Origin of the sequence: Roseateles amylovorans (genome assembly GCF_025398155.2) — a bacterium.
Lineage (GTDB): Bacteria > Pseudomonadota > Gammaproteobacteria > Burkholderiales > Burkholderiaceae_C > Roseateles > Roseateles amylovorans.
The window spans coordinates 5285353-5297933 of sequence record NZ_CP104562.2 but is presented as its reverse complement, the minus strand read 5'-3'; the positions used below and the strand labels follow the sequence as shown (position 1 = coordinate 5297933).

Genomic DNA, 12581 nt, shown 5'->3' with positions numbered 1-12581 from the left:
CTTTGCCTGAAGCGGCCTCGTTACACTGCCGCCCATGTTGTATCTGTTGATCCCATTTGCAGTGGCGGCAGTGGTGACCCTGTACGTGGTGCATTCCTCAACCAGGCACGGGCACTTCTCGGCCGATCACGATCTGTCCGGGCCGCAAAAGTTCCACTCGCGCCCGGTTCCGCGCATCGGTGGCGTGGGGATCTTCGTCGGCTTGTTGGGCATGGTGCTGACCGCGTTCGCCATGGGCCATCCGGGCGCCCGGCTGGGCGGGCTGCTGCTGCTGTGCGGCTTGCCTGCCTTCGCCGCCGGCCTCATCGAGGACCTGACCAAGAAGGTCTCGCCGGCCAAGCGGCTGCTCGCCACAGCAGTGTCCGCCGCCCTTGGCGTCTGGGTGATGGGGGCGGTGATCACCCGCACCGACATCCCCGGCCTGGACCTGGTGGTCGCGACCACAGTCGGTGCCACGCTGGCCACGGTCTTCACCGTGGCGGGAGTGGCCAATTCGGTCAACATCATCGACGGCTTCAATGGCTTGTCCTCGATGTGCGTGAGCCTGATGCTGCTGGCATTTGCCTATGTGGCCTATCAGGTGGGCGACACCGAACTTGCGCTGTGGTCGCTGGCCGGCGTGGGGGCCATCCTGGGATTCTTCGTCTGGAACTTCCCGGCGGGGATGATTTTTCTGGGCGATGGCGGCGCCTATTTCATGGGCTTCTATCTGGCGGAGATCGGCATTTTGCTGATCTCGCGTCACGCCCAGGTCTCGCCGCTGTTCGCCTTGATGGTCTGCATCTATCCGGTGTTCGAGACCCTGTTTTCAATCTATCGCCGACGCGTGCTCCGTGATGCGTCCCCCGGCGCGCCGGACGGGATCCATCTCCATTCACTGATCTATCGGCGCCTGATGCGCTGGGCGATTGGCGCACGCGACGCGCGTGTGATGACGCGCCGCAATTCGATGACAGCGCCATATCTGTGGACCTTGTGCATCTCGTCGCTCGCGCCCGCGCTGCTGTTCTGGGACTCGACGCCCATGATCCTCGGCTGCATGCTGTTGTTCGGCGTGGCCTACGTGGCGTTGTACTGGCGCATCGTTCGGTTCCGCACGCCGAAGTGGATGGTGTTCCGGGGCGACGCGGGCAAGCTACCAGCCAGAAAACCGCACGCTTGAGGCGATTGCGCCTCTGGCGAGCCCGGCGGCGCGCGCATCGCTGCGCACCTTCCTCACGTCCGATTCGGGTTCAACACCGATCGGGTCGAGTTTTGATTTGTGACTGATTTCGGCGCGATTTAGTGTCGAACTGCAGCTGTTTTCGGGGCTTACCCGAGGATTTTCGGGTCATGGGGGATAATCCGGCCCATGACAGAAACCACCCCGACGCCAAGCCCCCGTTTCGACACGTTGCCGCTGGACCCCAAGCTCTTGCGTGCCGTGGCCGATCAGGGCTACGCGACGATGACGCCCATCCAGGCCAAGGCGATTCCGATCGTCCTGGAGGGCCGTGACGTGATGGGTGCCGCCCAGACCGGCACCGGCAAGACTGCCGCCTTCTCGATTCCGCTGCTGCAGCGCATGCTCAAGCATGAGAACGCGAGCATGTCCCCCGCCCGCCATCCGGTGCGTGCGTTGGTCCTGGCCCCCACCCGTGAGCTGGCCGACCAGGTCGCCAACAACGTCAAGGCCTATGCCAAGCACACGCAGCTGCGTGTGGCCTGCGTGTTCGGTGGCATCGACATGAAGCCGCAGACCCTGCAGCTCAAGGGCGGTGTCGAGGTGCTGATCGCCACGCCGGGCCGTCTGCTGGATCACATCGAAGCCAAGAACGCGGTGCTCAACCATGTCGAGTACGTGGTGCTGGACGAGGCCGACCGCATGCTGGACATCGGTTTCCTGCCCGATCTGCAGCGCATCCTCAGCTATCTGCCCAAGACGCGTCAGACCTTGCTGTTCTCCGCGACGTTCTCGCCCGAGATCAAGCGCCTGGCCGGCAGCTATCTGCAAGAGCCCGAGTTGGTGGAGGTGGCGCGTCCGAATGCCACGGCGTCCACTGTCGAGCAGCGCTTCTTCAGCGTCAGTGATGACGACAAGCGTGCCGCCGTGCTGCAACTGATCCGTCAACGTGCGATCACCCAGTCGATCGTGTTCGTGAACTCCAAGCTGGGTGCGGCTCGCCTCGCACGCTCGTTCGAGCGTGACGGTCTGAAGACCGCGGCCCTGCATGGTGACAAGTCGCAGGACGAGCGCCTGAAGTCTCTGGAAGCCTTCAAGCGCGGCGAGGTGGAACTGCTGGTGGCGACCGATGTCGCGGCTCGCGGTCTGGACATTGCGGATCTGCCAGCAGTGTTCAACTTCGATGTGCCGTTCAATGCGGAAGACTATGTGCACCGCATCGGCCGTACCGGCCGCGCGGGCGCCTCCGGTCTGGCCTTCACGCTGGTCACCAAGGCCGATGCGCGACTGGTGGGTGAAATCGAGAAGCTGATCAAGCGCAAGCTGGATCTGGAGCCGATCGAGCTGGACGATTCCCGCAGCCGTCGTTTTGATCGTGGTGGTGACCGTGGCGACCGTGTGGATCGCCCGGAGCGGGGCAGTGATGAGCCGCGCGAGGAACGTCCCCGTCGCGTGCGTGAAGACCGTCGCGATGAGGCCTACAGCGTGAGCGCGCCGGTGCCGGCACCGCGTCCGCAGCGCGGCGCAGCCTACGACCCGCTGTTCGACAAGCCCTATGAGGCCAGTGAACGTGCCGAGCCGCCGTCGTGGGAGAAGTCCCTGCCGGCCAGTGCGGCCAATGCGGCGCGCGGCTTGTCCAGCAACATCAAGCCGAAGAAGAAGATCGCCGCCCTGTTCGGTGCGAAGAAGCCGGCGATCGTCGCCAGCAGCAGCGAAACCTGATTGGCACGGACCGCTGGGCGCCGGGGCCACGTGGCCCAGCGTCCTGCAGTCTCAGATGTGAAGATTCATTGTGAGGGCCGGATCGTCGATAGGCGATCCGGCCTTTGTCTTTGGGCGACAGGAGCGCCCTCCTGTCGAGAGCGACGGTCCTTTCTGTCTTACTGGCCTGGCGGGGAGCGCTTGCCGGATCGATCGGCTGGGAGAGGCGCGGGTTCTGCGGCGCAACGGGATGCGCTCACCCGTCGGCGCCCGGCACTCGAGCGAATCGGCCAGGTCCGCTGCGGTCTCAGCGCATGCCAAGGATCGCGAACACGGCGGGCACCTTGTCCGGGACGGCGCGTCCCGCTTTGCGCCATTGCGCCACGGTGGCGGTGTGCGTCACGGCGTCCGACAGGCTGAGCCCGCAGCTCACGGACAACTGGGTGCCCGGCTTGAGCTGTGTCAGCAGCGCTTGCAGCAGGGCGCCGTTCCGATAGGGCGTCTCGATCATCAGCTGGGTCTGCTGTTCGCGCGTCGAGTGGGCTTCCAGTTCCTTGATTCGTGCCTGGCGCGCGGCGCTGTCCACCGGGAGGTAGCCGACGAAGGCGAAGCTCTGACCATTCAGTCCGCTGGCTGCGACCGCCATCAGCAGGGCGCTGGGGCCGACCAACGGCACGACGGTGATGCCGGCTGCATGCGCAGCGGCCACGAGTTGCGCCCCTGGATCGGCGACGGCGGGCATGCCCGCCTCCGAGATCAGGCCCAGATCCTGGCCGTTCAGGGCAGGATCCAGCAAGGCGATCCAGGCGTGGTTGTCGGAGGCCGACGGCGCACGGCCCTTCGGTGGGCGGGGCAGCTCGATGATCTGTTGCTGCTGCAAGGGCGCCGCCAGCGGATGCAGTGCGCCGACACGCTTGAGAAACGCGCGCGTGGTCTTGGCGTTTTCCGCAGCCCAGTGGGTGATCGAGGCGGCACGCGTCAGGACGGCCTCAGGCAGCAGTTCGCGCAAGTCGACCTCCTGACCGTCAATGCCGAAATCCAGCGTGTTGGGAACGAGATAGAGGCGACCGAGGCTCACGAGACGGCTCCAGGATGCGGGATGCCCTCCGACGGCTGTGGGCCATGGGAAGGCGAGAGGGCAGGCGGCAGGGCAGGGATGGTCAGGCCGGCTTGGCGCAGCAGTCTTGCGGTGCGGATCAGCGGCAGGCCGATGAGTGCGGTCGGGTCGTCCGACTCAATGGCGTCCAGCAGCGCGATGCCCAGGCCTTCGGCCTTGGCGCTGCCGGCGCAGTCGTACGGCTGCTCGGCGCGCAGATAGTGCTCGATCTCGGTATCGTCCAGCGTCCGAAATTGAACGCGGACTTGTGCTGTCTCCTCAGCGACGAAGCCGGTTTCCAGGCAGACGACCGCCAGGGCCGTGTGAAACACCACGGTGCGTCCGCTCATCGCCCGCAGTTGCTGGACGGCACGTTCGTGGCTGCCGGGCTTGCCCAGCGCCTGGCCGTCGAGATCGGCGACCTGATCGGAGCCGATCACCAGTGCGTCCGGGTGGAGCAGCGAGACCGCGCGGGCTTTGGCCAGCGCGAGTCGGCGGGCGAGGGTGGACGGTGACTCGCCGGCGAGCGGGGTTTCATCAACGCCTGGAGATACGGTGTCAAACGGCAGGCGAAGCCGCTCCAGCAGTTCGCGTCGGTAGGGTGAGGTGGAGCCCAGAACCAGCGGGCGCGGCCGTGCATCGGGGGAATCGTGCGCAATCATGAGGCGGATTCTCCCATCGTGGTCGCGGTCGAAGCGCTGTCGTTGGCGAGCCGCTCGTACACTTCGGGGCTATGAAGCCGCGTTCCTTTGACCCCCTCAAACTCGATATCGGGGCCTTTGCCCGCGAATCCCAGCAACTGGCCGGCGAATGGCCGGCTGCCAGCCTGCCGCGCTTGTCGGACTCTGCTGCCCCGGAGTCGGCGGTGGCCGATTGGCCCGTCGTGCGCTGGTCGGCCCAAGGTGAAATTCGTACGCCCAAGGGTGGCGAAGCCCAGGTTTGGCTGCAGTTGAACGCCGAGGCCCAGGTGTCGCTGACCTGCCAGCGCTGCCTCAAGCCGGTGCGTGAGGATCTGGCGGTCTCCCGCTGGTTCCGTTTCGTGCGGGACGAAGATCAAGCTGCCGAGCTTGATATGGACAGCGATGACGATGTGCTGTCCCTGGTTCGCCATCTGAATCTTCGTGATCTGATTGAAGATGAGCTGCTGCTAGCCTTGCCGGTGGTGCCCCGTCACGAGGTCTGTCCTGAGCCGTTGCCGCATGCGAATGCGGACGAAGAGGAATTGGTGGTGGAAGAAGAGCGCCCGAATCCGTTCGCCGCACTGGCAGCGCTCAAGAAGGGAACCGGTGGTAAAGCCTGAAAGGGCTGTGCTACACTCGCGGGCTTTCCCGGTTCAGTCCGGGCCGAGGCATCGGTAGCAGTGGCAGAGCAAGTGGCCAAAACCAGCTGATTCGTGCGGTTTCGTGCGGGTTGAGTTGAATGAGGTCAGCGTGGTGGTTTCACCCGTAGCGGTCAGACCGTCGCTGCACAGCTCGAGCCACCTCGAGAGCCCGAGCAAGCCTCACATCAGCCGAAGCCTTTAGGAGAAACATCATGGCCGTTCAGCAAAACAAGAAGTCGCCTTCCAAGCGTGGCATGCACCGTTCGCACAATGCCCTGGTCACCCCGGGCATCGCGGTCGAGCCGACCACCGGTGAAGTGCATCTGCGTCACCACATCAGCCCCAACGGCTTCTATCGTGGCCGCAAGGTGCTGAAGACCAAGGCTGACGCCGCCTGATCGATCGATCAAGTCGGCTCTCATGGCGCTCAGCGCCATGGCCTGGTGTCCAGTCGAATGAAAAAGCCCGGTTCAGCGCCTTGCGTTGCCGGGCTTTTGTGCTGGGCGCTCGATCTTCATCAGTGGCGCTGTCGGTCTGTCATGGCGCACGTCATTCGCCCCGTCGGCGGGTCCGTCAATCGGCCCGCGGGTGGCGCGCGCTGCGACATATCCCGAGAATGACGATCACTGCCCATGGTTCGATCGGGCTGGTTCTCCCTGCGGCTCGGGTGCGCACCCTTGCCCCCTTTCCGGCGCTCGCGTAACGTGCGCCCCTTGTTTGCGATCCGCGTCGCCCGGCATGGCGCTTTCGGTGTCGTGCACGGTTCTTGCACGCGCTGCTGATCCTGTTTCTTTTCTGGTCTCGATGTCTGACACCCACCCCTCAAGTCCTTCGTTGTCTGCCGCGCCGTTGCGCCTGGCGGTGGATTGCATGGGGGGCGACCATGGCCCCGCCGTGACGCTGCCGGCCTGCCGGGCGTTTCTGGCGGCGCATCCTTCGGTGGAGTTGCTGCTGGTCGGGCGGCCCGAGGCGCTCGCTGCGGCCGCTGGTTGGCCGCGCTGCCACATCGTGGCAGCCAGCGAGGTGGTCACCATGGACGATCCGATCGAAGTGGCCCTTCGCCGCAAGAAGGATTCGTCGATGCGGGTGGCCATCAACCAGCTCAAGGCGGGCAAGGATGGCTCGCCGGCTCAGGCCCAGGCCTGCGTGTCCGCCGGCAATACCGGGGCGCTGATGGCGGTGGCCAAGTACCTGCTCAAGACGCTGGACGGGATCGATCGCCCCGCCATCGCGACCGTCATGCCCAATCAACTGGGCGGCTTCACGACCGTGCTCGATCTGGGTGCCAATGTCGATTGCGGCCCGGAGCACCTGTTGCAGTTCGCCGTGATGGGCAGTGCGCTGGTGTCTGCCGTTGACGGCAAGGACGAGCCCAGCGTCGGTCTGCTCAACATCGGCGAGGAAATGATCAAGGGCAACGAGACCATCAAGCGCGCCGGCGAGCTGCTGCGCGAGGCGGCGGCCCATGATCAGTTGAACTTCCACGGCAATGTGGAGGGCAACGACATCTTCAAGGGCACGACCGACATCGTCGTATGCGATGGCTTCGTCGGCAATGTGGCCCTGAAGACGGCCGAAGGCTTGGCGAGCATGATCTCCAGCTTCATCAAGACCGAGTTCACCCGCACCTGGTGGACCAAGCTGATCGCACTGCTGGCGATGCCGGTGCTTCAGCGATTCAAGCACCGTGTCGATCACCGGCGCTTCAACGGCGCGGCCTTGCTTGGTCTGCGCGGTCTGGTCTTCAAGAGTCACGGTTCGGCAGATGCCTTCGCTTTCGAGCAGGCCCTGAACAGGGCGTATGATGCGGCCCGAAACCGGCTGCTCGACCGGGTCCATGATCGCATCGTCGCGACGCTGCAGGCGCTTCCGTCTGCCAATGAGGAGGGCGGCGACGTTGGAGACACGGCGGCCACAACCGCCCACGCTGCATGACCACTGCTTTCCCTCGCTACGCTCGCATTCTCGGTACGGGCAGCCACCTTCCCGCCAATCGCGTCACCAATGCCGACCTCGCTGAACGCTTGGCGCGCGACGGCATCGAAACCTCGCATGAGTGGATCGTCGAACGGACCGGCATTCATGCCCGTCACTTCGCCGACCCCGATGTCGCCGCCAGCGATCTGGCCCTGCCCGCCGCGCGCGCCGCACTGGACGCAGCCGGCGTTTCTGCGCAAGAGATCGATCTGATCATCGTCGCCACGTCCACACCGGACATGGTCTTCCCCTCGGTCGCCTGCTTGTTGCAGAACAAGCTCGGTATCCAGGGCTGTGCGGCGTTCGACGTGCAGGCGGTCTGCTCCGGCTTCGTTTATGCGCTGACCGTCGCTGATGCCATGATCAAGAGCGGCGGCGCCACCAAGGCGCTGGTCATCGGCGCCGAAGTCTTCTCGCGCATCCTCGACTTCAAGGATCGCACCACCTGCGTGCTGTTCGGCGATGGTGCCGGCGCGGTCGTCCTGGGTGCCAGCGAGACGCCCGGCATCCTGGCCAGTGAGCTGCATGCGGACGGCCGCCATGTCGACATTCTCTGCACTCCGGGTACCGTGTCCGGTGGCCAGGTGTTGGGTCATCCGTTGCTGAAGATGGATGGACAGGCGGTGTTCAAGCTGGCCGTGGGTGTGCTGGAAAAGGTCGCCCGCTCCGTCCTGGAAAAGGCCGGACGCAGCGATGCGGACATCGACTGGTTGATTCCGCACCAGGCCAACATCCGCATCATGCAGGGCACGGCCAAGAAGTTGAAGATGTCTCCCGACAAGCTGATCGTGACCGTGGACGAGCACGGCAACACCTCAGCGGCGTCGATCCCCCTGGCTTTGGATGTCGCGGTGCGCGCCGGCAAGATCAAGCGCGGCGATACGGTGATGCTGGAAGGTGTCGGCGGCGGTTTCACCTGGGGCGCCGTGCTGCTGGATTTCTGATCGCCTGACCGAAGTGGCCCGACAGTCGGCGCACATCGCCGTCGTCGCGGCGCCATCCTCGTCTTTGTAGGCGCCTCTCCTGGCTGCGTCTGATCGCGCAGGGAGCGGGTGCCGTCTCAACGGATCCTGATCCTGACCCCGTTTCAGTTCGAACATCATGAGCAAGAGCTTTGCATTCGTCTTTCCCGGCCAAGGGTCGCAATCGGTGGGCATGCTGGACGCCTGGGGAGATCATCCCGAGGTGGTGGGCACGCTGGCTGAAGCCTCGGCCGCGCTGGGCGAGGACGTGGGTGCGCTGATCAAGCAAGGTCCGAAGGAACAGCTCGACCTGACCACGAACACGCAACCGGTCATGTTGACGGCCGGCATCGCCTGCTATCGCGCCTGGATCGCCGAGACCGGCCTGGTGCCCGCGGTCGCCGCCGGACATTCGCTGGGTGAGTACACGGCGCTGGTGGCCTCGGGGGCGCTCAGCCTGACCGATGCGCTGCCGCTGGTGCGCTTGCGTGCCCAGGCGATGCAGGAGGCCGTGCCGGTGGGTGTCGGCGCGATGTCCGCCATCCTGGGCCTGGAGGCCGCGGTGGTGCGTGAGGTCTGCGCTCAGGTGGCTGTGGCCAGCGGCGAAGTGGTCGAAGCCGTCAATTTCAACGATCCCAGGCAGACCGTCATCGCGGGCAGCAAGGCGGGCGTGGAGCAGGCGATGGAGGCCCTCAAGGCCGCGGGCGCCAAGCGCGCGCTGCCGCTGCCGGTCTCCGCGCCGTTCCATTCCAGTCTGATGAAGCCCGCAGCCGAGCGCCTGCGCGAGAAGCTGGCGACTGTCGATTTCAAGGTGCCGGCCTTCCCGGTCATCAACAACATCGACGTGGCCATCACTGAGGGTGCCGATGCACTGCGCGATGCGCTGTATCGCCAGGCCTTCGGCCCGGTACGCTGGGTTGAAGTGGTGCAGGCGATCAAGGCCCGCGGCCTGACGACGGTCATCGAATGCGGTCCTGGCAAGGTGCTCGCGGGCATGGCCAAGCGCATTGACGGCGAGATCGTCAGCACCACGGTGTTCGATCCGGCCTCGCTGGCTGATGCCAAGACCCTGTTGAGCTGAGGAATTCGAGATGAGTGAGAACAAGCAAGTCGCTTTGGTGACCGGCGCCAGTCGCGGCATCGGTCGTGCCATCGCCCTGACGCTGGCCCAGAAGGGCTTCGTCGTGATCGGCACGGCGACCAGTGAAGCGGGTGCCCAGGCGATCACCGAGGTGCTGCAGCCGCACGGTGGCCGCGGCGCAGTGGTGAATGTCAACGACGGCGCGGCCGTGGAGGCCCTGATCGATGCGATCGTCAAGCAGGACGGCGGCCTTCAGGTGCTGGTCAACAATGCCGGCATCACGCGCGACATGCTGTCGATGCGGATGAAGGACGAGGACTGGGATGCGGTGCTGGACACCAATCTCAAGGCGGTGTTCCGTGCCAGCCGCGCGGTGATGCGGACGATGATGAAGCAGCGCTACGGCCGCATCATCAGCATCACGTCGGTGGTGGGCGCATCCGGCAATGCCGGTCAGGCCAACTATGCGGCCGCCAAGGCTGGTGTGGCAGGCATGACGCGTGCCCTGGCTCGTGAGCTGGGCAGCCGCTCGATCACCGTGAACTGTGTGGCCCCCGGTTTCATCGCCACCGACATGACGGAAGTCCTGCCCGAGGCCCAGAAGACCGCGCTGCTGGCGCAGATTCCGCTGGGTCGACTCGGTGATCCGGCCGAGATCGCGCATGCGGTGGCCTTCCTGGCGTCGCCTGAGGCCGGCTACATCACCGGCACCGAGTTGCATGTCAATGGCGGCATGTTCATGAGTTGATCGTTCTCGCCCGGTGCGGTGGCAGCGCAGACGGCCGCCACCGACTGATCGAGAAAGATGCGGACCCTGTAGTACCTCATCGTGGCGCGTTCGCCTTGCGGCGGACATGCCCACCGGATTCACCCGGCCGGTGTAGGGCTGATAGAGTGCGAGCGCGTTCAGGTTCCCCGCAGGAACATGGCGTCTCGGGACGCGCGAACTAGAGGCGCCGCTCTAAGGCCTTAGAATCCCGGGTTGTTCTAGCAATCCCCTCCTGGAGGAGTCATGAGCGATATCGAAGCACGTGTCAAGAAAATCATCGCCGAGCAACTCGGCGTGCCCGAAGCCGATGTGACCAATGAGAAGGCCTTCGTGGCCGACCTGGGCGCCGATTCTCTGGACACCGTGGAACTGGTGATGGCCCTCGAAGACGAGTTCGGCATCGAAATCCCGGACGAAGAAGCCGAAAAGATCACCACCGTCCAGCTGGCGATCGACTACGCGGTCAAGCACCAGAAGGCCTGATCGGCCTGTCTGACGCTGTCAGTTCCCGCAGTACCACTTCAATCATTGAGCATGAGCCGTCGTCGCGTCGTCGTCACCGGTCTTGGCCTGATCAGTCCCGTGGGTAACACGGTTGAGCAGGGCTGGGCCAACATCGTGGCCGGTCAATCCGGCATTGACACCATCACCCGATTCGATGCCAGCAACCTGGCATGCCATTTCGCGGGTGAGGTGAAGGGCTTCAAGGTGGATGACTACATCCCCGCCAAAGAAGCGCGACACATGGACACCTTCATCCATTACGGATTGGCGGCGTCCCTGCAGGCGGTGCGTGACTCCGGACTGCCCACCGGCGATGCGCTCAGCCCGGAGCTGGCCGAGCGCATCGGCGTGCTGGTCGGTTCCGGCATCGGCGGCCTGCCCATGATTGAAGAGACCCATGCGGAGCTGACCGCCCGCGGGCCGCGTCGGATCTCTCCGTTCTTCGTGCCGGCCTCGATCATCAACATGATCTCCGGCCATGTCTCGATCCAGTGCGGCTTCAAGGGCCCGAACCTGGCCATCGTGACGGCATGCACCACCGGTCTGCACAGCATTGGCCAAGCCAGCCGCATGATCGAAGCCGGTGATGCGGATGTGATGGTGGCCGGCGGCTCCGAGTCCACGGTCTCGCCGCTGGGCGTCGGCGGTTTCGCCGCAGCCCGTGCGCTGTCCACCCGCAATGACGATCCCAAGACCGCCTCCCGTCCCTGGGACAAGGATCGCGACGGTTTTGTCCTGGGCGAGGGCGCCGGCGTGCTGGTGCTCGAAGAATACGAACACGCCAAGAAGCGCGGCGCGAAGATCTATGCCGAGCTGGTCGGCTTCGGCATGAGCGCCGACGCCTTCCACATGACCGCTCCGGACGTGGATGGCCCGACCCGTTCCATGCGCAACGCGCTGCGCAACGCGGGTCTCAATCCCGATCAGATCCAGTACATGAACGCCCACGGCACCTCGACGCCGCTGGGTGATGCCAACGAGACCAATGCCATCAAGCAGGCCTTCGGCGACTACGCCAAGAACGGCCTGGTGGTCTCGTCGACCAAGTCCATGACGGGCCACCTGCTTGGTGGTGCCGGTGGCATTGAATCGGTGTTCACCGTCATGGCGCTGCATCAGCAGATCGCGCCGCCGACGATCAACATCTTCAACCAAGATCCCGCCTGCGATCTGGACTACTGCGCCAACGAGGCGCGGAAGATGCCGATCGAGTACGCCGCGAAGAACAACTTCGGTTTCGGCGGCACGAATGGCACGCTGATCTTCAAGCGGGTCTGATCGGGCTGTCCCCGGTTGCGACGCCTGCACTGCGCGTTCGACCATGACCGACGACCCGTCCGCTCGAGCCACCGCCTCAGGTGGCGCCGAGGGCCGCGACGGGTCGACCGATCTCCATGCATTGATCTCACGCCGGGCTGTGTCCCGGCGTTTTTCATGCGCGCCTGAACACCGCTGGCGCCGCCTGGTGATCGGCCTGGTGGGTTTCAGCGCTGGCACCGCCGCGCTGGCGTTGCTTCAGCATCTCCTGCCGATGACCGGTGCCCTCGGTGCGAGTGTGCTGATCGGACTTGCTGCCGTCATCGCCGCCCGGTGTCGTCTACAGAGCCGCGCTCAGATCCTGCGCTGGGATGGCGTGCAATGGTGGTGGCAGCAGGATGCGCCGCTGGGCGCAACTGCCGATACTGATGTCGCTGCCACTCACGATGGTGACGCCCTCGTTGACGCCCCGGTCGGCGCCCATGCGCAACCCGCGGCAGGCTCGCGGCTTGCCAATCAGGCCATCGTGCCGGTGGTGCCGATCGTGCTGGTGGACGTCGAACATTGGATGCTGCTTCGCCTCACCCCGGTCGAGGCGTCCTGGCGATTCTGGCGCCATCGTCATCTGGCCGTGTCCCGCCGAAGCGCGGGTGCGGCCTGGCCGTTACTCCGCATTCACCTCTTCATGGCATGAGCTTGGCGATTTCCGTGCATGATGTGAGCCCTGTTTTCCTGCTATTCCCGACACGAG

Annotated in this window: 13 protein-coding genes; 11 read left to right on the top strand and 2 right to left on the bottom strand. The window is 65.0% G+C overall.

Going from position 1 to position 12581, the window contains the following annotated elements; genetic code table 11:
- The first annotated feature begins 34 nt into the window (after window positions 1–34).
- Both N4261_RS21925 and N4261_RS21920 read left to right on the top strand, forming a co-directional pair.
- Window positions 35–1162, top strand: coding sequence for an MraY family glycosyltransferase (locus N4261_RS21925; RefSeq protein WP_261757370.1), 1128 nt, complete (start codon window positions 35–37; stop codon window positions 1160–1162).
- A gap of 189 nt (window positions 1163–1351) precedes the next feature.
- The gene (locus N4261_RS21920) at window positions 1352–2884 is read left to right on the top strand and encodes a DEAD/DEAH box helicase (RefSeq protein ID WP_261757369.1); all 1533 of its coding nucleotides are present in this window, start codon (window positions 1352–1354) and stop codon (window positions 2882–2884) included.
- Window positions 2885–3170: 286 nt separating this feature from the next.
- On the opposite strand, the gene N4261_RS21915 is transcribed toward N4261_RS21920, so the two are convergent.
- Both N4261_RS21915 and N4261_RS21910 read right to left on the bottom strand, forming a co-directional pair.
- A complete protein-coding gene (locus N4261_RS21915) occupies window positions 3171–3941 on the bottom strand; it encodes an SAM-dependent methyltransferase (protein WP_261757368.1) in 771 nt (256 codons plus the stop codon).
- A complete protein-coding gene (locus tag N4261_RS21910; RefSeq protein ID WP_261757367.1) occupies window positions 3938–4621 on the bottom strand; it encodes a Maf family nucleotide pyrophosphatase in 684 nt (227 codons plus the stop codon). Before N4261_RS21910 ends, N4261_RS21915 begins: the two co-directional genes overlap by 4 nt.
- Before the next feature lie 71 nt (window positions 4622–4692).
- Here N4261_RS21910 and N4261_RS21905 point away from each other — a divergent pair, with 71 nt between their 5' ends.
- The 9 genes from N4261_RS21905 to N4261_RS21865 all read left to right on the top strand — a co-directional run bounded on the left by N4261_RS21905 (window position 4693) and on the right by N4261_RS21865 (window position 12524).
- On the top strand, window positions 4693–5259 hold the full coding sequence (locus N4261_RS21905) for a YceD family protein (RefSeq protein WP_261757366.1): 567 nt from the start codon (window positions 4693–4695) through the stop codon (window positions 5257–5259).
- A 233-nt stretch (window positions 5260–5492) separates the two neighbouring features.
- The gene (rpmF, locus tag N4261_RS21900) at window positions 5493–5678 is read left to right on the top strand and encodes a 50S ribosomal protein L32 (RefSeq protein ID WP_261757365.1); all 186 of its coding nucleotides are present in this window, start codon (window positions 5493–5495) and stop codon (window positions 5676–5678) included.
- A 406-nt stretch (window positions 5679–6084) separates the two neighbouring features.
- A complete protein-coding gene (gene plsX / locus N4261_RS21895) occupies window positions 6085–7215 on the top strand; it encodes a phosphate acyltransferase PlsX (protein WP_261760813.1) in 1131 nt (376 codons plus the stop codon).
- The gene (locus N4261_RS21890; RefSeq protein ID WP_261757364.1) at window positions 7212–8201 is read left to right on the top strand and encodes a beta-ketoacyl-ACP synthase III; all 990 of its coding nucleotides are present in this window, start codon (window positions 7212–7214) and stop codon (window positions 8199–8201) included. Before plsX ends, N4261_RS21890 begins: the two co-directional genes overlap by 4 nt.
- A gap of 157 nt (window positions 8202–8358) precedes the next feature.
- Window positions 8359–9300 (top strand): ACP S-malonyltransferase, encoded by a 942-nt coding sequence (fabD, locus tag N4261_RS21885; protein WP_261757363.1) that lies wholly within the window; start codon window positions 8359–8361, stop codon window positions 9298–9300.
- A gap of 10 nt (window positions 9301–9310) precedes the next feature.
- Window positions 9311–10048, top strand: a complete 738-nt coding sequence (gene fabG / locus N4261_RS21880; RefSeq protein ID WP_261757362.1) for a 3-oxoacyl-ACP reductase FabG — start codon at window positions 9311–9313, stop codon at window positions 10046–10048.
- A 264-nt stretch (window positions 10049–10312) separates the two neighbouring features.
- Window positions 10313–10552, top strand: coding sequence for an acyl carrier protein (gene acpP / locus N4261_RS21875; protein WP_058936430.1), 240 nt, complete (start codon window positions 10313–10315; stop codon window positions 10550–10552).
- Between the two features lie 51 nt (window positions 10553–10603).
- Entirely contained in the window at window positions 10604–11851 is a 1248-nt protein-coding gene (fabF, locus tag N4261_RS21870; protein ID WP_261757361.1) for a beta-ketoacyl-ACP synthase II, read from the top strand.
- Between the two features lie 43 nt (window positions 11852–11894).
- Window positions 11895–12524 (top strand): hypothetical protein, encoded by a 630-nt coding sequence (locus tag N4261_RS21865; protein WP_261757360.1) that lies wholly within the window; start codon window positions 11895–11897, stop codon window positions 12522–12524.
- Window positions 12525–12581: the final 57 nt, after the last annotated feature.

What these genes read in the sequence shown, in the direction of transcription:
- fabG (WP_261757362.1), top strand. Translation starts at nt 9,311, where the DNA reads ATGAGTGAGAACAAGCAAGTCGCTTTGGTGACCGGCGCCAGTCGCGGC.
- fabF (WP_261757361.1), top strand. Translation starts at nt 10,604, where the DNA reads ATGAGCCGTCGTCGCGTCGTCGTCACCGGTCTTGGCCTGATCAGTCCC.
- N4261_RS21925 (WP_261757370.1), top strand. Translation starts at nt 35, where the DNA reads ATGTTGTATCTGTTGATCCCATTTGCAGTGGCGGCAGTGGTGACCCTG.
- acpP (WP_058936430.1), top strand. Translation starts at nt 10,313, where the DNA reads ATGAGCGATATCGAAGCACGTGTCAAGAAAATCATCGCCGAGCAACTC.
- rpmF (WP_261757365.1), top strand. Translation starts at nt 5,493, where the DNA reads ATGGCCGTTCAGCAAAACAAGAAGTCGCCTTCCAAGCGTGGCATGCAC.
- N4261_RS21890 (WP_261757364.1), top strand. Translation starts at nt 7,212, where the DNA reads ATGACCACTGCTTTCCCTCGCTACGCTCGCATTCTCGGTACGGGCAGC.
- fabD (WP_261757363.1), top strand. Translation starts at nt 8,359, where the DNA reads ATGAGCAAGAGCTTTGCATTCGTCTTTCCCGGCCAAGGGTCGCAATCG.
- N4261_RS21905 (WP_261757366.1), top strand. Translation starts at nt 4,693, where the DNA reads ATGAAGCCGCGTTCCTTTGACCCCCTCAAACTCGATATCGGGGCCTTT.
- plsX (WP_261760813.1), top strand. Translation starts at nt 6,085, where the DNA reads ATGTCTGACACCCACCCCTCAAGTCCTTCGTTGTCTGCCGCGCCGTTG.
- N4261_RS21920 (WP_261757369.1), top strand. Translation starts at nt 1,352, where the DNA reads ATGACAGAAACCACCCCGACGCCAAGCCCCCGTTTCGACACGTTGCCG.
- N4261_RS21865 (WP_261757360.1), top strand. Translation starts at nt 11,895, where the DNA reads ATGACCGACGACCCGTCCGCTCGAGCCACCGCCTCAGGTGGCGCCGAG.
- N4261_RS21910 (WP_261757367.1), bottom strand. Translation starts at nt 4,621, where the DNA reads ATGATTGCGCACGATTCCCCCGATGCACGGCCGCGCCCGCTGGTTCTG.